The organism is Alicyclobacillus kakegawensis NBRC 103104, assembly GCF_001552655.1.
GTDB classification, from domain to species: Bacteria; Bacillota; Bacilli; order Alicyclobacillales; family Alicyclobacillaceae; genus Alicyclobacillus_G; species Alicyclobacillus_G kakegawensis.
In genome coordinates this window covers 1-22,916 of sequence record NZ_BCRP01000024.1, presented here as the reverse complement: position 1 = coordinate 22,916, position 22,916 = coordinate 1, and the positions used below count along the sequence as shown (strand labels likewise).

Annotated in this window: 27 protein-coding genes; all 27 read left to right on the top strand. The window is 53.8% G+C overall.

Features of this window, described 5'->3' with window-relative positions; all coding sequences use genetic code 11:
- The first annotated feature begins 90 nt into the window (after positions 1–90).
- Positions 91–876, top strand: a complete 786-nt coding sequence (locus AK2_RS14025) for a hypothetical protein (RefSeq protein ID WP_157067112.1) — start codon at positions 91–93, stop codon at positions 874–876.
- Positions 876–1,994 (top strand): CpaE/TadZ family protein, encoded by a 1,119-nt coding sequence (locus AK2_RS14020; RefSeq protein ID WP_067935770.1) that lies wholly within the window; start codon positions 876–878, stop codon positions 1,992–1,994. Before AK2_RS14025 ends, AK2_RS14020 begins: the two co-directional genes overlap by 1 nt.
- Complete coding sequence (locus tag AK2_RS16620) at positions 1,981–3,576, top strand: CpaE/TadZ family protein (protein WP_245632920.1); 1,596 nt, start codon at positions 1,981–1,983, stop codon at positions 3,574–3,576. Before AK2_RS14020 ends, AK2_RS16620 begins: the two co-directional genes overlap by 14 nt.
- A gap of 40 nt (positions 3,577–3,616) precedes the next feature.
- Positions 3,617–4,459, top strand: coding sequence for a CpaB family protein (locus tag AK2_RS14010; RefSeq protein WP_067935763.1), 843 nt, complete (start codon positions 3,617–3,619; stop codon positions 4,457–4,459).
- Positions 4,456–5,922, top strand: a complete 1,467-nt coding sequence (locus tag AK2_RS14005) for an ATPase, T2SS/T4P/T4SS family (RefSeq protein ID WP_067928362.1) — start codon at positions 4,456–4,458, stop codon at positions 5,920–5,922. Before AK2_RS14010 ends, AK2_RS14005 begins: the two co-directional genes overlap by 4 nt.
- Before the next feature lie 19 nt (positions 5,923–5,941).
- The gene (locus AK2_RS14000) at positions 5,942–6,832 is read left to right on the top strand and encodes a hypothetical protein (RefSeq protein WP_157067110.1); all 891 of its coding nucleotides are present in this window, start codon (positions 5,942–5,944) and stop codon (positions 6,830–6,832) included.
- Positions 6,833–6,937: 105 nt separating this feature from the next.
- On the top strand, positions 6,938–7,738 hold the full coding sequence (locus tag AK2_RS13995) for a type II secretion system F family protein (protein WP_157076362.1): 801 nt from the start codon (positions 6,938–6,940) through the stop codon (positions 7,736–7,738).
- Between the two features lie 187 nt (positions 7,739–7,925).
- Complete coding sequence (locus tag AK2_RS13985; RefSeq protein WP_067935757.1) at positions 7,926–8,156, top strand: hypothetical protein; 231 nt, start codon at positions 7,926–7,928, stop codon at positions 8,154–8,156.
- A gap of 83 nt (positions 8,157–8,239) precedes the next feature.
- Entirely contained in the window at positions 8,240–8,665 is a 426-nt protein-coding gene (locus AK2_RS13980; RefSeq protein ID WP_067928344.1) for a hypothetical protein, read from the top strand.
- Positions 8,666–8,754: 89 nt separating this feature from the next.
- The gene (locus AK2_RS13975) at positions 8,755–9,999 is read left to right on the top strand and encodes a hypothetical protein (RefSeq protein ID WP_157076361.1); all 1,245 of its coding nucleotides are present in this window, start codon (positions 8,755–8,757) and stop codon (positions 9,997–9,999) included.
- Complete coding sequence (locus AK2_RS13970; RefSeq protein WP_157076360.1) at positions 9,959–10,513, top strand: hypothetical protein; 555 nt, start codon at positions 9,959–9,961, stop codon at positions 10,511–10,513. Before AK2_RS13975 ends, AK2_RS13970 begins: the two co-directional genes overlap by 41 nt.
- Before the next feature lie 17 nt (positions 10,514–10,530).
- Positions 10,531–11,226 (top strand): hypothetical protein, encoded by a 696-nt coding sequence (locus tag AK2_RS13965; RefSeq protein WP_067935747.1) that lies wholly within the window; start codon positions 10,531–10,533, stop codon positions 11,224–11,226.
- A 102-nt stretch (positions 11,227–11,328) separates the two neighbouring features.
- Positions 11,329–11,964: a thioredoxin domain-containing protein gene (locus AK2_RS13960; protein WP_067935744.1), complete on the top strand. Its 636-nt coding sequence runs from the start codon at positions 11,329–11,331 to the stop codon at positions 11,962–11,964.
- A gap of 4 nt (positions 11,965–11,968) precedes the next feature.
- A complete protein-coding gene (locus AK2_RS13955; RefSeq protein ID WP_067935740.1) occupies positions 11,969–13,303 on the top strand; it encodes a ParM/StbA family protein in 1,335 nt (444 codons plus the stop codon).
- Positions 13,297–14,742, top strand: coding sequence for a hypothetical protein (locus AK2_RS13950; RefSeq protein WP_067935736.1), 1,446 nt, complete (start codon positions 13,297–13,299; stop codon positions 14,740–14,742). Before AK2_RS13955 ends, AK2_RS13950 begins: the two co-directional genes overlap by 7 nt.
- Complete coding sequence (locus AK2_RS17960) at positions 14,735–15,166, top strand: prepilin peptidase (protein WP_067935733.1); 432 nt, start codon at positions 14,735–14,737, stop codon at positions 15,164–15,166. The genes AK2_RS13950 and AK2_RS17960 overlap by 8 nt, the downstream gene beginning before the upstream one ends.
- Positions 15,167–15,287: 121 nt before the next feature.
- Complete coding sequence (locus AK2_RS13940; RefSeq protein ID WP_157076359.1) at positions 15,288–15,560, top strand: hypothetical protein; 273 nt, start codon at positions 15,288–15,290, stop codon at positions 15,558–15,560.
- A gap of 18 nt (positions 15,561–15,578) precedes the next feature.
- Entirely contained in the window at positions 15,579–16,457 is an 879-nt protein-coding gene (locus AK2_RS13935; protein WP_067935730.1) for a hypothetical protein, read from the top strand.
- A gap of 1,111 nt (positions 16,458–17,568) precedes the next feature.
- The gene (locus AK2_RS13925; RefSeq protein ID WP_067935800.1) at positions 17,569–18,075 is read left to right on the top strand and encodes a CHC2 zinc finger domain-containing protein; all 507 of its coding nucleotides are present in this window, start codon (positions 17,569–17,571) and stop codon (positions 18,073–18,075) included.
- A gap of 68 nt (positions 18,076–18,143) precedes the next feature.
- On the top strand, positions 18,144–18,368 hold the full coding sequence (locus AK2_RS13920; protein WP_067928447.1) for a type II toxin-antitoxin system HicB family antitoxin: 225 nt from the start codon (positions 18,144–18,146) through the stop codon (positions 18,366–18,368).
- A complete protein-coding gene (locus tag AK2_RS17860) occupies positions 18,369–18,590 on the top strand; it encodes a type II toxin-antitoxin system HicA family toxin (RefSeq protein ID WP_067935724.1) in 222 nt (73 codons plus the stop codon).
- 124 nt (positions 18,591–18,714) lie between these two features.
- Positions 18,715–19,785, top strand: a complete 1,071-nt coding sequence (locus AK2_RS13910) for a recombination directionality factor (RefSeq protein WP_067935720.1) — start codon at positions 18,715–18,717, stop codon at positions 19,783–19,785.
- 15 nt (positions 19,786–19,800) lie between these two features.
- A complete protein-coding gene (locus AK2_RS13905; RefSeq protein ID WP_067935716.1) occupies positions 19,801–20,283 on the top strand; it encodes a single-stranded DNA-binding protein in 483 nt (160 codons plus the stop codon).
- 20 nt (positions 20,284–20,303) lie between these two features.
- A complete protein-coding gene (locus AK2_RS13900) occupies positions 20,304–20,519 on the top strand; it encodes a hypothetical protein (protein WP_067935712.1) in 216 nt (71 codons plus the stop codon).
- Between the two features lie 147 nt (positions 20,520–20,666).
- Positions 20,667–21,806: an RNA-guided endonuclease InsQ/TnpB family protein gene (locus AK2_RS13895; RefSeq protein ID WP_067935708.1), complete on the top strand. Its 1,140-nt coding sequence runs from the start codon at positions 20,667–20,669 to the stop codon at positions 21,804–21,806.
- A gap of 88 nt (positions 21,807–21,894) precedes the next feature.
- The gene (locus AK2_RS13890) at positions 21,895–22,446 is read left to right on the top strand and encodes a phage antirepressor (RefSeq protein ID WP_067935705.1); all 552 of its coding nucleotides are present in this window, start codon (positions 21,895–21,897) and stop codon (positions 22,444–22,446) included.
- Between the two features lie 124 nt (positions 22,447–22,570).
- Positions 22,571–22,916, top strand: a 346-nt coding sequence (locus AK2_RS13885) for an AAA family ATPase (RefSeq protein ID WP_169794800.1), incomplete at its 3' end; no start/stop codon positions are given.

Below are 22,916 nucleotides of genomic sequence, written 5' to 3'. Positions count from 1 at the left end.
CGTCTTTATGCCGCCTTCCTTCTGTTTGCTCGTAAACGAGCTCCTTTCACATTGCATCGTTTTTGCATTTTTTCACGCCCGATGTTTGACATGCTGGAGATGCATCGCAAAACGAATGACGAGTTCAAAGAGGGGGAATACACGCATGATATTGCAGTCCTCCGAAGGAGAGGAACCAACATGATATCTCACGAGTGTTATTCACCTGTGATGCAGGCGATAGAGCTGCATTATCGCCACGCCAAAGGCGAAAATCTGCTTCTTGTAGCACCGCAATCCAATCCATACAAAATCGTGTGGGTTCGGAAGCAGATTGAGATGTTTGCTCGGCTGGGATGGAAATTCGTTCTGCTCGACCTGAGTGAAGGCTCGGATCTTGGCCCACCCCATCTTTTGGGCGGGAAATGGTCGATGGTTGAATTGAATGCCATGGCTAACTTGCGTGTACCAATCACAGTACGAGTTCCGTCGCTGAGTCATCTTCTGGAAACCTTGGACCTGATTTATGTGTTCAAAAAGACATCCAGGTTTCCGCATGTAGTTCTGGTGCATCTAGGAGACGTGCGGGTTCTGACCGACGCAGAAAAACACGCTTTGCAGAGCGCTCTGGAGCGCATGCGTGAGAACGGCGTGTGGCTCATCGCCGACCGTTTTCAGCCGCTTCAATGGGATAGAATGTCAAGCTTCTATGACACCCAAATTGTGTTGGCGGGTGTACCGAACGACGACGCATGGAACGAATGGGTTCGATTGAATCACTTGAGCGACGTAGACGTCGAGGATTTGGAGGAAGACGAAGGATACTTTTTATTTCGCGGACGCAGTGAAGGTGCCAGGCGTCTGCTGCAGGCCAGTTTACGAGAGGAGGCGGACTGATGACCTTATTCGACTTGAGTGGCATTGATGGATTTGAGGAGTTTCTCGCGCCTTTGGCCGAAAGTTTTCAGTTGGAGCTAGGTACTGCAGATGATCTCGCGACCCTTCCGCTGACGGGATTGTCTGAACACGCGGCGATTCTATCCGATAACCGTTTTTCAGAACAACAGACGGATAACGACATTATTGAGCAAATTCAAGGTCTCGTGAGTACCGGCCTGCACTTGTTGTACCTGGGAACGCCTCGTGGATATCTGAGCTTCTTAGAAACCTTAGAAGGTCTAGGCGTGCAGACCTTTTTCCGTGAGGAATTAGACCCCAAAGAACTGGAGGAGTGGCTCACGGAATGCCTATCGACCTGGCAGGCGAACGTGAAGGCTGTTCAAACGTCCTCCGAATCCGTAGCCGAAACGATCATGGAGGCTCCGGTTCACCCATCTTCAGGTCAAGGCCCTGGATGTCCTCGTTGCATCGTGATATCGGGCGCACCTGGGTGCGGGACGACGTTCGTAGGACTGAACCTTGCCAGTACCTTGGCTCAATCGGCAGCGGTGAACTATGTGGAAGCCGGACTCCGGCCGGCGCTCACAACCTGGCTTTGTGCCGAGAACGAGGAAGAAGCGGCTTCGCTGATTTCTCCTTTGAAGCCCGCTTTACTTCGCGAAGATTTGGCCGTGTACACCCGCAATCCGTTTGGAGATGAGACGGTGGATCTGCGTGAGGTGGCGGCGGCAGCGGCCCGGTTTGTTGACCCGGTGGTCATGGATATGGGTTTGCAGGATTATCTGTCCACTCTCGATCACGAGTTTGCCACAGAGACTCTGCGGGTGCTGGTGACCACGGCGGATATTCACCGTTGCCGGTACTTGGAGGGCGTGCCGGCGGACGTGGTCGTGATTAACCAAACGCCCAAGCGTCTCCCCTTTGATGAAGACGAGTTTCGAGTCTTCTGGCCAGAAGCGAAGTTGGTGTTTGTGCCCTACGAGGAAGAGCAGTGCGCAGCTGTGGCCCAGGGTCTTCCGGTCTTGACTTTCTCCGAACCGGTTCGTTCTGCCATGGAGCGCTTAAAAGATGCTTTGCTTGGAGGTGGAGACTTTGCAGATCGTGTTGCTGGATAATTCCCTGTCGGCTCAGGAGCGACTTGAGATGCTTGCCTCTTATCGTCCTGAGCACTATCGCTCCCTATTGGAACTCGCGGGTATTCACCCGGATTTGGTGATAGTAGATGAAGGACAGGGTCCAGATGTTGTGCGGGAGCTGCAGGAAGAATGGGGGATTCCTATCTGTGTCGTGGCCAAGCGTGTAACCCTGCAGCTGCGGCGGCGTTTTTCGCGGGTTCGAGATATGATTTCCGACGCGCAGTTGCTGGACTTTCTGAGGGAACAGGCGGAAAAACGGGAGCCGCAAGACGAACCGAGAGAGGCATTGCCTTCGGAAGAGATGTCTGCCTCTGTACAGGCGGACCCGAACCTGTCTGTGGAACGAGGCCCTGAAACGACGAGGGTTTCCAGCGCCAGAAAAGCGTTCACCCGTCCCGCTCTGTCCCTGCGCTCGCCAGGGAAGCCCCTCGCAGAAAGCTCGGGGACTCCAAAACCGAAACCGGCCATGACACTCTCACGAAGGTCCGCCCCGGCATTGACGCAGGTCAAGACAGAGGGAACCACTTCTCCGGCTTCTACCGTGTCAGCAGCATCGGCGTATTTCTCAACTCCATCGGGTTCGCCGGTTCCCTCGTTGCCACCGGAGCCCTCGAAACCTTCAACTCCAGATCCATCTCCGTCGCCGCGCCCCACTGTTCGGCAAGAGACTCGTGGTGGCCGTAGCCGGCGGGCGCGCATTTTCGCCGTTGGCCCATTACGTAACACGGGAGGCGGTGCGGGAAAAACGGGGTTTGTGTTCAACTTTGCCTCGTACGCCGCAAAACAGGGGTTCTCGGTATTGGTTGTAGATCTAGATCCGAACGGAGTATTTGGCACTTTGGCTGATGCCCAGGGTGAACTGAACGTTGCGCACTGGCAGCACCTGATGGAGCAGAATCCGGACGCGAATCTCACGGAGCGGGCGGTCTTAGACAGTGTGGAGCGTCATCCAGTCTTCGGGTTCTCTCTCATTGCAGCTGCGGCCAAGGTATCGGTCATATCGACAGAGGTTCTGTCGTGGATTCTCAATCAGACGGCGCCGTACTTCGATCTCATTCTTGTGGATATGCCAGCCATGTGGGCGGATCCCATTGTCACTATGATGCAGGAAGCCGATCGGTTGATTCTCATTGGCTTGCATGATGCGGCACAGTATCCGCACTACAAGGCCACGTTGGACCTGATTACCAATCCGGCCATGCGGATTGGAGTGCCTCGAGAGCGGATTCGTGTGATCATTAGCCGCGCATATCTGGGCAAGAACCGGGACGTAGAAATGGAGGAGATCAGCCGCCAGTTGAATATGCCCCTATCCCTCATCATTCCAGAGGACCAGCGATTCTACGAATATCGGGAAAATCACAAGCCCATTGTGCTGGAGAAGAGAAATGCCGAGTATACCAAGACGGTAATTCCATGGTTCGACACGCAATTAGCCGAACTGCGAGATGTGGCTCGTAACGTCCCCGTCCTTGCACAAGGTCTCGAAAAGCGGCGTGGTGGATTTTTTGCGCGTTTGTTTGGGGGCGGGAAAAAGACCGCTAAGATTGTCCACTCCTGATCTATAGGTCTGGGAGCGGTGAGAAAGGAGATGACACAGCTTGAATCAACCGAAAGTTATGCGCATGGCCGCCGTGGTCTTACTGGCCGCTGCGGCGGCCACCGGCAGTTTCGCAGTGTATCGCGCACAGCGAACGGAACCGGTGCTCGTGGCGACACATAACATCGCGCCTTACAGTTTTGTCACTTCGAAGGACTTTTCCGTCCAGTACATTCCAGCAGCTGCTGTGTCCTCAGACGCGGTCCACACAGCCAGCCAGGTGAACGGACGCATGACTACACTGGGGATTTTGGCGGGGTCACAAGTGCGGATGGGGATGTTTAGCCAGGCGAATTCGATGCAGGGAATGGTGGATGCCACATCTCAACCCGGCCAGGTCACATTTGGCCTATCCTACAAGCCTGGCTCGATAGATTCCTACGTCGCACCCGGGACTTACGTAGATTTGGCAGCACCCGGTCCCAATGGCAGTGTGCTACATGCAGACCACGTACATGTGCTCTCGAACACCGGTTATAACCAGACGGTGAACAATTCTGGTACAAGCAACAACCAGAATCAAAACGAGATGCTCATCATGACCATCTCCCAATCCCAGTACATGGCCATGGAACAAGCCATATCGGGAGGGAGTGTACAGGTGCTGATGGTTTCTCAACATCAGAAAGGCAACTCAGCCAATAGCAGTACGGCAAACGCGGAAGCTACGACAAATACATCATCCACTACAGGGGCTGGTAGCTCTTCGTCTTCAATCTCGCCAGAGGACGATGGAACAACCAACACAACAGGCCAGACATCGAGCCAAGCGACGAGTCAAACGTTGTCAAGCTCGAATACGTCCAATCCGTCGAATGCCAGTGCGGGAGGTGCAACACATTGAGCAGTAGCGCTTGGAGAAAAGATCAAGAGCCTGACCTCTTAGCTGAACTGCGCCGAAACAATCCCGTTGAACTGGACAAGCGTATTGAACAGGCGAGAACCATTCGTGAGCACTATCAGTCTAGCAAAAACGGCCACCAGGACCTGGCCTCACTGTTGGAGCGTCAACAGGAAATTCTGCTGGAGTACGCCTATCGAGACCTGGATTACCTGCGGACCAATCCGAGTGAGGATGAGATGCGGGCCCGGTTGACCAAGGCGATTCAGCAGGGTGACGTGGAGCGCCTACCGGTGAAGGCCCACGACGCCATTGAAGCAGTCATCCTTCAGATGTACCATCACGGGATCTTGCAGCCCGTGATGGACGAACACAACACGGACGTTACCGATATATGGGTGTTTGGTACCTACGGAGTGCTGTACCAGGAGAACGGTCAAAACAAGTGGCTGGTGGATGCCCGGGGGAATCGCGTACACTTCAAAACCGCCGAAGACCTGCGCCGTTACGTAGAACGCAAACTGGGGGCGGACTTCCAGCTCGATCTGTCAGCACCCAGCGTCAACGCGATTTTCCCGGACGGGTCCCGGATTTTCTACCGGGACAAGGCCTGTGGGTTTTCCACCTGGTGCGACGGCGAGTACGTGCTGTTTCGCAACGAACCCATTCTCGTGATTCGGCGTTTCGGACATCCTTGGACGCTCGACGAGCTTCAACAGACCGGTATGTTTACGCCCCGGATGCGGGATTACCTCGCGCTGATCCCTCAGGTTCGGGATTCCTTCTTGGTGGGTGGCACCACCGGAACAGGCAAGTCAACCTTGCAAAACGCGATGATGGCTTACATTCCGCAGGACGAACTGACTTGGGTATTGGAGGATACGCCGGATGCCAAGGTGCTCGGCGGCTTTTACGGGCGTATGTGGACTCAAGAGGCCAATGGGGAAGGCAAGGGCGAGATTACGATCGAGCGCAACTTGTTTGACCTCAAGCGCATGAATCCGCAGAACGCCATTGTCGGCGAGATGAGAGACGGCCCGGCGGCGATGCGGGCGACGGATGTGGCCATGATGACGTCTGGGCTGTTTTCTTCCACGATTCATGCAACGAGTCCTGAGAAGATGATCCAGGTGTACGTGAACATGCTCATGTCCTCTGGGGAAAACCCCAAATACGAGCGAGCGCTGGACCTTTTTGTAGCCTCCTTTCAGCAGTTGATTTCGGTCGAGCTGGTCAAGACCAAGCACCCCGACGGGTCGGTGCAGGCGAGACGGCTCGTGACAACCATTGGCGAAGTCGAGGAGGCGGATATCAACCGTGTGTACTGGCGGCCGGTATTTGAGCGCCAGTACCGAACTCGGAAAGTGGTGTTTCACGGGCTGTCTGACCGAATGCTGGACCGCGCGTACAAATACGGGATCGATATCCCGGAGAGCTTGTTAGAACCGGGAGAAGAAGACTTTTAACCGAAGGGAGGTGTTCATGGTGCCGACGGCGCTGGCAGTGGGAGCCCTAATCTTTTTGTCTGGCGTGTTTTGGTGGGGCGCAAGAGCTGCAGAGAAGCGTGCAGTCCTGCTTCGTACGCGACAGTTCTTCGGGGACTTGCTTCAGGTTCAGAAAAAGACTTCCTTTTGGCAACGGTACCTCACCACTCTTCAAACCGATCTGAATCGCATTGGCCTGAAGGTGGACGTCTACCGTTACGCGCGCTACGTACCCATCGCAGGACTGGTGTTCATCGGGATCAGCCGTCTGGCTTTTGGAGTGCCCCTATGGTTGGGACTTACAATGGTCGTCCTTCTCGTGCTTTTGCCTCGTCAGATTGTGGCGGAATTGTCCAATCGCTATGTGGTCAATTTGCGGAAGCGTCTCTTGATGGATGTCATAAACCCAGGTATCCACGTCCTGCACACAGGTTCCATTGAGGACGCCTGTGAGGAGATCGAGCGAGAAACGACATCCCCCATGATCCGTCGCGAGTTTAAGTATATCAACGAGCTGGGAAGGGCGCCGGGAGACATGAGTGTGGCAAAAGCGATGATGATTCGGGCGCAAGAATTGCACATTCCTGAATTTGAAACCTTGGCGGTGCTCACGTATGAAGGTCAACGTTATAATGCTTCACTTCCGGACCTGTGGCGAGATACCAGACAAGCATTAGCCGAAAAAATACAGACGCAAAATGCGATCCTTTCGGAGATATCTATCTATCGATTGATAGCCATTGGATTATTTCTCGCCATTGTCGCGGTGGCCACAGTGGGCTACCGGCCTCTGCACATCCACGGGATCATGCAAATTGGTCTTTTCATCACACTGATCTCGTCGTTTGTCGGGGTCTCCCAAGTGGCGAAAACGACCAATCTCGACGGATAGGTTGCATCGAAATTGCATTTTTTTGCGCTGAATTTCTGAGACGCTGGAGACGTGAAGTCTTGACGCAGATGAAAGGAGGGATATGTCCTGCAGACGGCGATTTTGGTGGGAGTGCTGATCTTCGCAGCCGGGCTGTTGTGGCTGTGGGAGAACCAATGGCAACGCCGGCGCATGCAGAGAAGAACCCGGGATGCGTTTGAAGCCCGCGGCCGGGCTCGGGATCGGCCCAGGAAATGGCCTTTGGCGTGGTTCCATCCCCGCTATGCCCGTTGGCTTGCACAGGCTGGTTCCAAGCGTACCCCGGAGAGACTCGAACAACAACAGTGGCTGTTCGGTGTGGGTACAGTTGCAGTCATCCGGGTGTTCACAGGAAGCTGGCTGCTGGCCCTGCTGTTAGGGATCATCGCGTTCTTGTACCCGGTTTTGCAGGTTCGGGCCAAGGCCAAGGCGGTGGCAAAGAGCATCGCGGCGGAAATGCGGTTGATGATTCTGCTGCTAAAAATCTATGTCAACGCCGGATTAAGCAATGTACAGGCCTTGCGTCTGGTGGAAAGCTACCTCAAAGGTCACCTACGTCGCATTGTCCACGATGCCCGATCTCTGATGAGCCAGATGACGTTCGAGGAGGCTATGCAGGTTGTTGCACAGCAGTCTCCGAGTGAGGAATTGGAGGTGGTGGCGAAAGCGCTCAAACAAGGCGCTAAGCACGGGGCCGAGATTTCCGAGACCCTAAATCAGGCGATTTCGGAGATCAATCATGAAGATGCTCTGCGTCTTGGGAGCAAGCAACGTAACACGAAAACGGCTGTGTACATGAAGTTCATGTTGTTTTTTGTCAGTCCGTTCATCCTGGATGTCATGCTCTTTGTATGGGGGTTGGTGAAAAATGCGGCCGGGCAAATGTGATTTCTATCACCTTCGGGCCACTTTCGAGGATATCACCGGAAGGGCCTGGTTGTTTTTGGCCATACTTGTGGCGATTGTCTTGGTTTTGGGCCCGGTCGCAATCCATGTGGTTCAAGGGGTTTTAGGTTCGAGTGTCGATACGGTTTCGTCTCGTTTCCAAATTCCCTAATGTAGGAGGAATTTACGTATGGTGCAAGCTATGAAGGGGTTTTTCTATCGTCAGGTATTCCGGTGGGTTGTCTGTGAGGGACGGTTGCCTGCCAGCCTTGAGGACATGACGGGTAAGGCCTGGATTTTCGTGGCTGTCATCGCAGCGGTGCTCTTGGTGTTTGGTCCTGAGGCCATCAGTTTGGTCAAGGGTGCTGTTGGCTCCAGCTTGAACACAGTGTCCCAAAATTTCAGCTTCCCGACGAATTAACGCATCAAAGGGGACCAAGAGATTGGGACCGGCCGGGAATCCCCCGGGATTTCGCCGGGGGACCTCGGAGAGGGTTGGTGCACATGGACGACGATTTTCTGACCAAGATGCTGACGTTAGGCTTGTGGTTAGTGGTGGTGGTCCTGGTCTTTGTCATCGGTGTCCCGTTGGCGCACGCGGTATCCGTGGTGGATACCGCGTGTTTTCAGGCAACACAAATGGCCCAAACCGGATCGGAATCCGCGGACGTGGTACAAGAAGCCCAGACTGTCATCGAAAGTCAGATGCCGACTCAACTCGATGGGACGGTGCTGTTCGACCCAGCGCAAGATATCCAGGTGGTGGACTTGGGGCAGGGGCAGGAGAAAATCTCCGTTATCTATGAAGTTCCGGTGTTTGGGCCTATTGTCCGTATGTTTGGGTTCGCCGGACCGACCCTTCCTGTAACGGACACCAAGACCGTGACCGTGAGCAGCGTGGCGGATGAATGGGTGCCGTATTCCCAATGATAGAAGGGTGGTGAAAAACCGTGAATACCCTGCTCACACGCGTGTTTTGGACGTTCGTGACCCTTTTGGGGTTAGTCGGGGTCTTGTTTTTGCTCATGTTTGAGCACACCGCCAACGTGGTGGAAGCCGCGGCTTTCGCAGGCCTGTCAACGGCCGCGATTACCAGCGACACTGACGCCGTAAAACAAGCCGTGGTGCAGAACATCGAGGCAGCCCTCCCCTCAGCCGGGGGGCTGTTTGATCCCAATTCGGACGTCTCGGTGACAAAGGCGGATCAAAACCAGGAAGTGAACGTAGCGGTCACCTATCATATGCCCGTCTTTGGCGCGATGGAAAGGAACTTCGGGCTGAATCTCACGATACCGATCACCCGTGGTGGGGTTCAGGCGCTCGACTACGCTCACAATGGTCTGCATGCGGTGTTGACCGATTCACCTCCCGGCAAAATCGGAATCACGAGCGTTACTTTGCAGGTTTCCGGGCAGGATCTGACGATGGACATCCAAGGCCAGGGATTCGGTTCTCCGCCGGCCGGGGTTCCTGGGACCACTATGGGCGACTTTCTCACCTTTCAGGACGATACCCAGGGATGGCAGGCGGGCCCGGTAACCAGCGGACTTGCGATCACCTACAGCAGCTGGCAGGACAACGAAATCAAGATCTCGGGCATTCAGAACTTTGATAAAGGCACCGAGGTCATCCGTCCCGGTGACAACTGTGAGATCACCGTGAATACGGCGAACGGATTCACGACGTACTATTTTGTGGCCAATCCGTCCGGCACAACCCAATACAGCGTGCAATTAGGCTGGGAACAAAGTGGACAAAGCGATGTCAACTACACTTCTGCTGTCAACCCGACTCGAACTTCCATCCTGCTGGTTGCCAGCAGCTCGATCCCGGGAGACGGAACCAATGGAGTGGGAATCTACGATGCAACGGATGATCAGTATCTGACTTGGACAGGATCCGGAGATACCGCATCTTTTCAGGTCAACAGTGGAACTCCCGATTCTCACAGCTATATTGCCTATTACGGTCCGGAGGGCCAAATCGACCAGGCGATCGCGCTGAGCAACAATCTCAGCGTAACGTGGTCAGATGACACTCAACATCTCCAAGCTGTCATGTATTCCACTGCGGACGGTGGCCAGTTCATTGATATCTTCGGGAAAGACTTGACCAACTGCGTGGTGACAGGCACAGGGCTCTCCAATCAAACACAGATTTCTGCCAACGAGGTGCAGGTGCAGGCTGCTAGTGCCGACGACACAAGCGGGGTGGTGACGCTCAGTGACGGGACACAAGTGCCGTTTACGGCTGAAGCATATTAGGAGCTATACGAAGGGAAAGAGACTTCGCGGGGATCTGGAGGACACAGTAGTCTACACACTGTTCTCCATCCCCTTGACCCTGTTTGCGATCTGGTTTGCCGTGGATACCTATCAAATGGTACATGTGCACAATTTGGTATACGACGCAGCAAAAGCGGCAGCAGTCAGTGCTGCCACACAGGCACAGTACAGTACCGTGTCGGAACAAAACGGAATCGGGTTCACTTCTGACGTCAATGTGAGTCAGGCAACTACCATAGCGAATCAAGTATTTCAGGACCAGGAACAAAAAGCTGGTTTGGATCAAGTCATTCAGGTGCAAAGCGCTGAGGTGTCCTTTCCTTCCCCGGCTCATGCTCAGTACACCGTCACGGTATCGTACACCCCGCAAGGTATTTATGCAGCGACAGATTTGATAGTCGATCTATTGGGTCACACTGCGTTTCCGGATCCGCCACCCATTACGTGGACTGTGTCACCGGTGGCTGGACTCCAGGGGCAAACAGTGAGTTAGAAAAAGAGGTGTCCGCGATGTACAAGTCAACCGCTTCACGGTTAAAGCAAGGGAATCTCATCGCCGAAGCCCAATGGTTCGACAGGCTGACCCGCTGGTTGTCGCTTCTGTTTAGTGTGTACAGCCCCTTGTACAACGTCATGGCTTTTTTGGAATGGTTGATGTTGCGCGTTCGCGGACGAGTCGTACTTTTGCTAACTGTGCCAGTCCTCGAGGGTGTCTCATTGTTCGTGCCGTCGACCGTCCAAGAACCAATCCTCGCAAGTATGGGAGTGATGCTTCTCCTGGCTTTCATGCTTCAGGTGGCATGGGCACGGGCCATGGAACATTACACGCTATCCCTATTGGCGTGCTATCCTCTGCATCCGGCCTTGCGTTCCCGCGTATGCCGATTCACAGGGTACACCCCCGGGGGCGATCTCTATGAGGTGCATGTATCACCAAAAGCGTTCAAGGCCATTGAGTCCGATCATCGTGAGATCATACGTCGGACACAACGGGATGCTGAAAGGATCACACTTCATTGTGCCGAGCGCTCCCGGCAGTTCGCTATTTCCGGTGTCACCTACACGGGCGGTTTTGGGCGGGTAGGTTACCATGCCGTGCAACACCTGTTGCAAGAGGCTTGGTGTGGTCGGTTCCCTCCCCGCTTCGGCCAGCGGTTGTTGTATCCCGGGAAGAGCTGGTCTGGGTTTGTCTGGGTCAACCGGTGAGGAGCAGCACGACGAATCCTGCATCGATTTTGCATTTTTCCTCTCCGTCGCTTTGCGATACTGGGCTTGACAAGGAGTTCGACGGAGAGGAGATGCAAAGGAATGCGCAAGGAAACCAAGATTGCTACTCTGGCCGGGATGGCCGTCCTGCTATTGGGTGGGGGCACGGTGCTCGGATTTACCGCCGGTGGCAGTCACAAACCGGCCCCGGCACCGCCTCAAATGAAAGCACAGCCCACTTCATCTGCTTCGTCCACTTCAAAAAGCCCAAAACCGTGGCCTCTGAAAAAACGGGAACGCATCTTAAAGTCTGGATCGGCTAAGAAATACTATGCGGTTCCTGTTCGAGATCTCAATGGCAAGTCCTTGAGACTTAGCGTTAAAGACCATCCAATCGTGTTCGTTTCCGACTGGGATACGGACATCCTCTCTCAACTGTCAGCTCAACACAATTATGCGAATCCGCCTGATGTCGTGGTGACTTGGCCGCAGAAGGGCGAGTCGCTCCAAACAGCCGGCCAAAAGGTCCAGCAAGTCATGAAAAAACTTGGCCTGACTGAACCTGTGTACACCTTGGTGTCGTCTCAGACCAGCCAGCCAGCAGACCAATGGATCACGGGAGTACCGGACACGTACGTCTTGAACAGTAAAGGCCAGGTGGTAGAGATTCCGGGGCCACTTCCACAAAACCAAGTCAAGGATTGGAGTCAGGTATTCAGCAAGAATTGGAGGGGATAAAACCATGAAGATCGCAGTGGACTTGGGCAATCGGTACGTGAAGGCCATGTCAGAGACAGGAGATAAGGTGATGTTCCGGTCTGTAGTGGCCAACGGCCGCCGCCGGACTGTGTACTCTCTTTCCGGCAAGCCGTCAAAACCTGAGGATGTCCTTCAAGTGAGGTTATTTGAAGACGATAAGACGAGAGATGTGTACGTCGGCAAGATGGCGGAGCGATTTGGAGCTTTGCCGGAGTACGTATTCGGACGAGACCGGTTTGCTAGTGAATCTGCGGAGGTGCTGGTATGGGCGGCGCTGGGATTCCTCGCCCGACCGGAAGAACCGGTGGACCTGGTGATTGACTTCCCGTACTCCCAATATCCTGTCGTCCAGTCGGACTTCGCCGCGCGACTCCAGGGGGCGCAAAAGGATCTCGAGATCGTGGATGGAGAACGAAAACACCTCACGATCCGATCGGTGAAGACCTATCCCCAGAGCTTGGTGGCCGCTTACGCCTTGGCGCCGGAACATCCAGAGTTCGCAGACGAGGACGGATACATCGCCGTGGTCGACATCGGCGGAGACACCACAGACGTGGTGGTGATCGAGGTATCGGGCTCAGAGATGCTGATTCATGAAGAACTCTCCGGCACTCTCCCTCATGGCACCAGGGACTTGACGGTGGCCATTCGTCGGGCCTTTGAAACGAAGACCGGAGAGATGCTGGAGCCGGATCTGGCCGACCGGGCGTTGGAGCGAGGTTCCATTTTTTACAACAACCGGACGTGGAGCTTCGAGGACGAAGTGACCGAAGCGAGACTGGCCCTCGCTCGCAGTATTCAGTCCCAAGTAGCTGACTTGTGGGGCTCGAAACGCAACCGAGTGCGCGCCGTGTTTTGGATCGGGGGTGGGGCACAGGCGCTCGGTCAGGCATTGGCCGGATTTCACCCCCATGAGGTGTTCGTGAAGGACGCACAGTGGGCCAATGCCAGAGGATGTTTGAAGGCCGTTACGGTTCACATCGCTGACGAGAGCCGGAATCTGGACAGACAGCCTGTAACATCTTCTTCACTACAGGCCAAGGTTCATCCCGAGACGGGGACGGATCACAGTTTGGCCAAGCCAGACGCATCCTCATCTGCCCCAGAGCCGCCTGTACAAGGATCTGAGGAGCGGACCCAGGAACCTACTAAGGCCGCGGAAAAACCGACACTGGCGAATGCCTCGGTGTTCGATTCCAAACCGAAGGTGGAACCGCAAAAAGCGGAGGAAACCATCGCGATAGGAGCCGGCGGGCACACGTCCCATAATAAACCACACATCCCGGCTCGTTTTCGAGAAGGGCGTGCCGCATGGTAAGTCGTCCGTTGAGAAGAGCTGCCTTTGGGGCGGCTCTTTTGGCCCTATTCGTGGGATGGTACAACATTCCCTTTTCCATCGAGGATCCGATTTGGTCGAATCTCATCGGAGAGTGGATCGTTGTACACCATCAGATTCCCCACCAGGATTATTGGACTTGGACCGCCTATGGACAAGCATGGACGCCGCAAGAGTGGGGGTGCGAGGTACTACTCTACCTAGCTGACCATTGGCTCGGGATTCGCGGTGTCGTTGGCATGATGGCACTCATCTCCACAGGCACCTGGTGGACATTGGCGGAGCTATTGGAACGTCACCGCGCGGCGTATCCGCGTGTCATCGCCTTTGTACTGGCAGTTCTCTCCCTGCCTTGGGATCAGATTCGAGCGGAAACGTTCTCCTATCTGCTGTTTGCGCTGTTTGTGATGCAGGTGGAACGGTTCCGCGACGATGCAAAGGTACGCCATCTCGTTTGGTTGTTGCCAATGATGCTCGCATGGGTGAACCTACATGGCTCGTTCATTCTTGGCATTGGGTTGGTCGTGTGGGCCGGTGTGGCCGATCTCATACCGGACTGGGACTGGGGATGGATTCGTCATCGGCCGCAAAGGAGACAAGCTCGACCCCTGCTGATAACCGCTGTGGGGCTGATTGTGGTGAGCCTGTTCAACCCGCAGGACTGGCACTTGTACTCCTTTACAGTCTGGTTGTCAGTAAGGTCCCATGTCTCTCAATACATCATGGAATGGCAACCACCCGTAGCGACTGAGTGGTATACCGCCGCGGCCATCGTCGCACTGGGTACGGGTATTGTCGCCCGGTTGTCTTCCAAGGAGCCTGTGAGCTTCTTCCGGACTGTGTGGTCTGTGGGCATTCTCGTGATGTTCTTACACGCCGTTCGTTTCGGCTCGTATTTCCTGATCGCCTTGCCTTGGTTTTTGGCTCCAAGCGCATCGTTTCCGAGGCTCCCCTTTCAGGCTTGGAGTCGGCCATTGGCTTTCGGATTGGTGCTTGGGATGACTGGCTTTTTTGTGCGGGAAGGTCTTACTGTGCATGGCACCCTGCGTTCGCATGCGGCGCCGGTGTTATATCCAAAAGCTGTACAGGTTGTTGAAGAACTCCACCGAGAACACCCAAGCTGGCGGTTGTGGAACGACTATGACCTCGGAGGCACGCTCGAAGCTGCAGGTGTGCCAGCCAGTGTGGACGGACGAACCGAATTATATCTGTCAAATGGGGTCATGAAGACTTACTACGATTCGGAATACGCGAGGCCCGGGACGCTTAGGGACCTGCGGGCGAAGGGAGTCGATTACATTCTGATGAACAAAAGCGCGCCGCTGGTGGAGCTGTTGATGGCCTCACCAGACTGGAAGACGGTATATCAAGGCCATCACTACGACGTGTTCGTCCGAAAGGAAGCTCTCGCTCATGCTTAGGTTTATGCTTACCGTGCTTGTAGGCCTAATCGTGTTGGCCGTCGCCGCCGTGGAAGACCGGAGGAGTTTTACCGTTTCTTTACCCGTTGTCATGGTTGGCTGGTTGAGCGGGATGGTATTGGCGGTGGTGTTCGGTGGCTGGCGTGGGTTGTGCTGGTCCTTGGCCGGGATTGCCTTAGGGCTCTTTTTGGGGGCGACCTTCTCTGTGCTCCTTCGCATGGGATGGGGAGACACTCTTTTATACGGCATGATTGGGGCAACATTTGGTCCTGTTGTGGTTCTGCTTGCCTTCGCTATCACCAACTCACTCGTGCTCATGCGTTTTCTGTTACCTGTAATCAGACGACAGAGAGCAAGGATAGCGGTGGCACCGTATATTCTACTGGGTACTCTGGGTGCCGTGGCATGGTCGCACATGTTGTAGGAGAAACTTGCATCGTTTTTGCATTTTTGGGCGGAAACATTGGGCGGACAATGAGCTTGCACAGCGCACTAGAAAGGGGGCGTTAGTCCTGGAGAGGACGGAGCAAGAGGAGCTACGAATCTTGCGCCGAGTGGTTGCTCACAAACAGGCAAAAGTCACGAAAAACCCCGTGGTTCGGGTGGAATCAAGAATGGACGGTGTGCGAGCGGAATATCGGGTCACCCTGATCCTCTACGAGGTACCGCCGCCAGATGGAGTACAAGCAAAGGAACTGGCAAACGTGGCAAACGTGGCGCTTCGTCGGGCGCAAGATCACTGTCGAAAATTAGGGTACTCAAAGGTGCTAGGTGTGCGGTTCAACGGGAAGACATGGGAAGCCAAATTGCAAGTTTGAGCAGAGGGGGAAATGAATATGGATGGAATTCCAGTTTATCTGAACATCACTGCAGAAGGAGCGCGGATCAATCCCCAGCAGTTTGATAGCGACGAACACGCTCTGATGATGTTTATGTCCTGGCGTAGCAACGATACGGTTGTACAAGCCCTCGTAACCGGTTCCGAACGGATCAAGTATTACTTGAATAAGGCGGATGGGCAAGAATGGCATGAGGAAGAATCGCTGATGATTCGGTTTGGACCTCTAATTGGCCATGTCCCGCTTTCAGAGTCGGGTTTACCAAGCGCAGATCGATTCACCCGTTATTACAATCGGTACATTGCAGTCATGCCGGACAGATTTAATCCGGGTACCGGGGAACGGCCCATTCTGCTGTTTTCACGGCAGAGAGCCCAAGAAGCCATGCAGAATGCGAATGTGTCGAAAATCACGCCAGGAACAACCTGGACAGGGGTGATTTACAGACGATTACCTCGCGGATACATGGTAAATGTAGGAGGTTTCCCGACATGGTTGCCGCTTTCGTTGGTGGATTTTAATGTCGTCAAACCTCGAGAGTTGCAGATCGGAGAAATGGTCACTGTTAAAGTTACGGATCAGCGTTCCGGAAATACCATTGTCGTTTCTCGGAAAGACGCAATGGAAAATCCGTATGATCTGCACAAAGGGAAATACGTTCGTGGAGGCAATGTGCTTGCTCAAGTTCGCGTTTTGCGTGGCCCAAATGGGTATGCCGTACTACATGACGGCGTAAATGTCCGGTTCCGGCGGGGTGGGGAACGTGAAATGCTAAGAACAGGGACTTGGATAAATCTTCGTATTACGGGGCATAACGACGAAGAAAAAGTTCTCGTTGGAACAGTGCTCGATGTGGTGCCAGAACCGGTTGCTTAACTACATCTCATTGTCCAAGAAGGCCCTGTTTAGGGCCTGTTTCTATTTTATGGGGAGTGCATCAATGTGCATATGGTTGTTTTTGGCATCTTGGAATCAATCAATACCGTCGTCCGTTTTTTGTGGTCAATCGGGTTTGCGGCAGGTGTTCTGATTTGCGTTCTTGTAGCCGATAGTTAGCTGCAACACGTATGCCTGCGCCATCCTCCCCGGAGAGGATGGATTAAAATGTTGCAATCGAAACGATTGGGAGGTAAGATGATAGTGTATTGGAAAGGTATTTGAAGGCACACTTGAAGCCCCTAAGTGGGTGAGTGCCGGAGTTCTGGAGCTCACTAGGTGAGAGGTGTGGAAGTTCGCGCCGATTTCCATAGCCAACTCCAGGAACTGCTGCGTTGAGGCGTTCTGGTTGTGTCGGTTTAGTCTTTGGCTACAACACCATTTTCCTATCGCTTGTCTTGATAGGATTACCTGAATATGAGTCGGTCTCACAAATCGAGACGGTATTCAGGGACAGATGTTCAATCTCCCCTGTCAGCTTTCCGTAAATGCAAGCGCGGCCGGTGACAGGGCGCAGTAAGTCGCGCAACCGTTGAAATGCGACTCGCTCACAATCTAACGCTAGTTGGATTGGCAACGAGCACGCAACGAGAACTACTTAGAAGTAAGAAGGGAATCCTGCCATAGGGTATTTATGCTCTAGGGCAGTTAAGAGGCAAACGCTCAAAGCGTCTGGAACTTGGATTGACCAATGTTCGAGAGGCTTGCGTTTGCCTTTTTTGATCCCGAATCCCCTGCCGCGGGGAGAAAACACTTCTCCCCGGCGGCCTTAGCGGGGAGAATATCGGGAGAGAGATCGAAATGCCAAAGTCCATGAAACCACGCAACGTCTCGGAGCTCATTCGTGCACTGAGCGACGGAGACAATCCCCACAGAGAGCACCTCGCAAAGATAACTGTCCAACAAGCCCTCGAAATGACCGCAACTGCCGAAAAACCTCCTTTAGAATCACAGACAGATTTGCGCACAGCACGTACAGTCTGAGTTTCTTGGGGGGGTAGTCGTGTCGGTTGGGTCTGAGATTCGTCATCACGTGTCAAGCAGGTCCGGATTGATCAGCATCGAGGAAGTTGCTTCACGCAACAACCTCCAGTTGTTCAAGACGTACCGCCCAGGCCAGTGGAAGGCCCACTGTCCAGTATGCGGCGATACGAACAGGCAGTTTCACCTGTACGTATCCTCCGTTAAAGACACGTTCTTTTGTCACAAATGTGGCGCAAAAGGCGGCGTGATAGCGTTCCACGCGTGGCTTCGAGGAATCAGCTTCGAGGCTGCGAAGGCGGAACTCTACCCGCAGAGTGGAAAGCGAGCCAAACGCCGGCTGCACCCTGCTGAAACCCTCACCAAAGCCCAACTGGCTGAGCTTGGATTCACACTCCGTACGCCGCGGCGCATTGCACCTGGCGGTATTGATCCCGTGCAATGGCGGCGTCATCGGAAAGCCGAGCTCGACTGGATTTGGCGCGAGTGGAAGCAACACGAAAGGCTTAAAAGAGAACAGATCGAGCGTCTGCAACAGATGCTTGAACAGGCTGAAACACAGTCAGTTGAGAGGTGAAAGCTGGAACCATGTCGACGATATCGGATATACTTCGTGCTAAAGGAAACAGCACGGAGGTGTTCGACTTGAAAAGGATTTTCTCCGTCGTGTTAACGCCTGATCCAGACGACGGCGGGTATGTCGTGACTGTTCCTGGTCTTCCGGGATGCGTTACGGAAGGCGATACATTTGAAGAAGCCGTGTCGAACGCGCGAGATGCAATCGCCCTGTACCTTCAGTACATGAAGGACAAGGGAGAGACTGTTGAAGATGTGCCACCTTCCACCTTGACTACAATCGAGGTGGACTAAGTGCCAAAGCTTCCACAACTGTCTGCCCGCGAGGTTCTGGCAGCGCTAAAGAAGGCCGGATTTGAAGTAAAACGCCAATCCGGTTCTCATGTGATCTTGGAAAACGCAAATGGGCACGTCGTTGTCGTCCCCAATCATAACCCCATTAAACGTGGGACCTTACAAGAGATCTTGCATCAAGCAAGTCTGACATCCGATCAACTTCTCGACTACCTCAAATAAAAGCACCATAAAATTTTTGACACCCCAACGGGTGAAGAAACGCCAACGAGAACAGTGTGTTCTGCATGCACGCTGGCTTCGTATTGGCGTTTTTTGCTTCCCTGGCGAAAGGAGGAAGAAGACCATGCCGATCAAAGGCTTCAGCGATGTCCAGCGCATTCCACGGGTTGGCAAGATCCATCTAGGCGTGCGCAAGACCAATGACAATGGCAAGGATTACCCAACCGCCGTCGATTACTTCGTCGTTAAACCCGACGCTTCCACTTCCAAGGCGGCGGCCAAAGCATTCCATGACGTGTATGGCGACAAGCCGAAGGAGATCACCATTGCCTTCCCGTCCAACGACCCGGAACAGTTCTTTCCGCAGTGGCTATCCTCCTATCGAGGCGGAAACGGCCGGTATGAACTGTATTGCCAGGGGGATGGGGAAGTTGCACGTCGCTCCGATGGAGAAGGCGGAAAGGTACAGATTCAGTGTCTGTATCGTGACTGCCCAATCTATCAGGCAGGGAAGTGCAAGGAGCTTGGTCGACTTCAATTCTTTTTGCCGGACGTACCGGGAATTGGGGTCTGGCAGATTGACACCACAAGCTTCCACACCACGGTGAATCTCAACGGAAGCATTCAAATGATCCGAGCGTTAACGGGTGGGCGCATCGCGATGATCCCGCTCAAATTGCGGATCGTGCCAAAGGTCGTCAATCCAGATGGCAAATCCAAGACGGTGTATGTCCTAACGCTTGGAATCGACGATTTGCGCCTCACAGACTTTCTCAAGCAAACACCGCTTCTTGCGGCGAGCACGCCAAATGTTGAACCGATTCCTGAGAATGAACTCCCTGAGGATTTGTTCATCAATGCCAATTTGGTGGACGAGGAAGACGTGGGTGAGTCCACTGATCACGTGACTGACGAGGATACATCGTCAGCGCAATCTGATACGAATGTGTCCACCGACGAGGACATTGCGGCTGTGGCGAAAGTGGAATGCCGCCGCAATCAATCAAATAAAGAAGTTGCCAGGGCGAAGTTAGCCACGATAGACGGGCAGCTTCTCGAAGTCTTAACAGACGACCCGAAACTAATCCGTCAATTAAAACCGTTAAAAGAAGGCACCGCGATTCGATTCCGAACGGCTCCATCACAGAAATGGCAAAACCGTATGGAATTGATCGACTTCGCGATTGTGTCTTAAAGGGGAAAACTAAACATGCTGAATCGTGTTGTACTGATTGGCCGCCTGACGGCCGATCCCGTACTACGATACACACAAAGCGGTACGGCAGTCGGATCGTTTACCCTGGCCGTGAATCGCATGCACACTAACCAAAACGGGGAACAAGAGGCTGATTTTATCAACATTGTCACATGGGGTAAAACAGCCGAAAACTGCGCGCAGTATCTGCACAAGGGGCGCTTGGCCGCAGTGGACGGACGTTTGCAAATTCGCAGTTATGAGAATCGCGAAGGACAGCGTGTGCGCGTGGCCGAGGTTGTGGCACAGAGTGTCCGCTTCCTTGAACGCAGCCAGAAAAACGCACCACAGTCCCCAGGGAAAGATGGATCTAGCGGACACACCGCAAATGCAGGTAGCGGCGCGAACTCTTCGTATCCATACGACGATGATCCATTCGCGGATCCGTTTGCGGAGGATATACCGATTGGAACGGATAATGATGATTTTCCGTTGTGATAGAAGGAAGAAGACAAACTATGGCTACCTATCTCATCGCCACAAAATCGGAGACGGACGCCAAAAAGGCACGCCGCTTCTATGAGAGGCACGGGATCCCTTGCTGGATCGGGAAAAACAAGTCAACGTTCGTGCTTTTCACGATCGACGAGACGATGGCGTACATGGCGAAGCAACTGAAGTATTGCCAATTCGCCCGTATCGTCACCGGTGATCAAGACTCGAAAGGGGGATAGGCCCCTCTCGTTCAACAGTGCGAGAGGGGCAACCCTCTCGGCGGTGTTGGACGAAGGGCGTACGAAGTGAATCGTTTGACAGAAAAATAGTGCCCGCAAACCCACTACTTTAGTGGTGGGTAAGGGCGCTCATTCCGAGGTGAGAAGGTGTACAAAGTACGAAAACTGAGGCTTGAAAGAACTCAGCAGTTGGACGACCTCACCTTGGCGGCGGGAGCATTGTACAGTCGAACCGTCACGTCGTTTTGGCGGATTGTTCGACACAAGGGGCTTTGGTTGAAGCCGTCTAGCATGATGAGGTGGCATAACTCCAATAAACTTCATGCACACAGCGCAGATGCGGTGGTTCAATCATTTTATTCGTCTTTACGATCCTGGAGAGTACGGAGAAAAGACAATCCAGACGCAAAACCGCCGTTTAGACGGAAAAGGTTTTACAAGGTACAGTGGAAATCAAGTGCGATTCGTCTCAGAAACGGTAAGCTCATTCTTTCTAATGGTAAAGGCAACGATCCGCTCATCGTACCGTGGAGATGGGATTGCCCAAAACTCGTCGAGCTTGGCTGGAATGATGGGTACGAGTTGCGGGCTGTCTATGATATTCACTCCAACGAACAACCCCAAGGTGACAAGGTGGTGGGTATCGACTTAGGAGAAATCCATCCGGCGGTAGCACACGATGGGGAGAAGGCAATCATCCTGAACGGTCGCTTACTGCGTTCCAAACGACAGTATCAAAACAAATTGAAGGCAAAACTGTCTTCCATCCTAGACCGGAAGAAAAAGGGGTCTCGACGTTGGCGAAGACTTCAATGGAGCAAACAAAGGCAGCTTGCGAAAATCAACAACCAGATTCGAGATATCTTGCATAAGCAGACCACACGACTTGTCTCCATGCTCCACGAGAGAGGCGTGCAGACGTTGGTTGTTGGCGATGTGCGGGATATTCGTCAACGAGTAGATTACGGACATTCCGCAAACCAACGCATTCATCAGATGGTCACAGGAAAAACGCGCTGGATGCTCACGTACAAAGCCAAAGCCAAAGGCATGGATGTGGTGTTGCAGGATGAGAAGTACACGTCTCAGACCTGTCCGTCCTGCGGTACATGTCACAAGCCCAACGGCAGACAGTACGTGTGCAAGTGCGGATTCAGATACCACAGGGATGCGGTTGGTGCGTGGAATATTCGCCAAAAGTATCTGGGCTACGGCCCAGTAGTTGGGGCTATGGCGTCCCCCATCGGTGTGCGGTACTGGCCGCACATGTGGTGTAGCTCGCATTAAGCGAGAAAGAATCCCACGGCTTTAGCCGTGTGGAGAACGTCAAGAAAAGGGTACTCATACTGTGAGTACCCCTGGTGGGAACCAGAAAATGACCGTCGTCAACGAGCCTGGGTTGTATTCTTTGGTCCTCCGCAGCCGCAAACCGGAGGCCAAGCAGTTCAAGCGCTGGGTAGTCCATGAGGTGCTCCCTCAGATCCGCAAGACGGGGATGTACGTTAAGCCCGGAATGTACGTGGACGGGCGAAAGCTGCCGTCCAACTACCTCGAGGCACTAGAAGCGCTCGTTGACACGGAAAAGCAGCGACTTCGCTTGCAGGAGCAGGTCCAAGCGCTTGCGCCAAAGGCAGAAGCATATGGTGTGCTTCTGTCGGGCGAGAATGCTCAGACGATCGCCCAGGTTGCAAAAGCTCTGGGAACGGGTCGGAACCGGCTGTTTAAGTTCCTACGAGAGAAGAAGGTGCTCATGAAACACAACCTGCCGTATCAGGAGTATCTGGATCGCGGCTATTTCAAAGTCCGCGAAGTCAGTACCACTCGAAAGGACAAAGTCGTCAACGTCACGCAAACGTTAGTTACGGCCAAGGGGATCGGTTTCATCTATGACCTTTGGCATGACGAAATGTCCTTGGTAACGATCTGAGCAACAAGAAACCTCTCGGAAAAGCATCTGAACCTCCTGCACGCGTGTGCGGGGCATGTCACACAAGCCCCGGCACCGTCCGTGGGTTTGTGTGGCTACAAATCCACGGAAAGGACGGATGACGATGCATATCAAGACGATTACCCTCGAAAATTTCCGCTGCTATGAGAAGCAAACGTTCGAATTTGGCCCTGTGACCGCCATTTACGGCCACAATGGCGCAGGCAAGTCCACGTTGGCTGAGGCTGTGGTGTGGTGTCTTTACGGCACCAACATCCTGGGCAAGTCCAAGCAGGACGAAAGCCTGATGCGCCTGGGAGCTAAGGATATGGCGGTCGTGGTCACATTCGTGGACGCTGCGGGCAAGGAAATCATACTCGCGCGGACGCGAACCGGAAAGAAAGCCTCCGTGCTCACGGTGAACGGCCGGCGGCCTAAGGCCGGGGAGATCGAAGGGATGTTTGGAACGG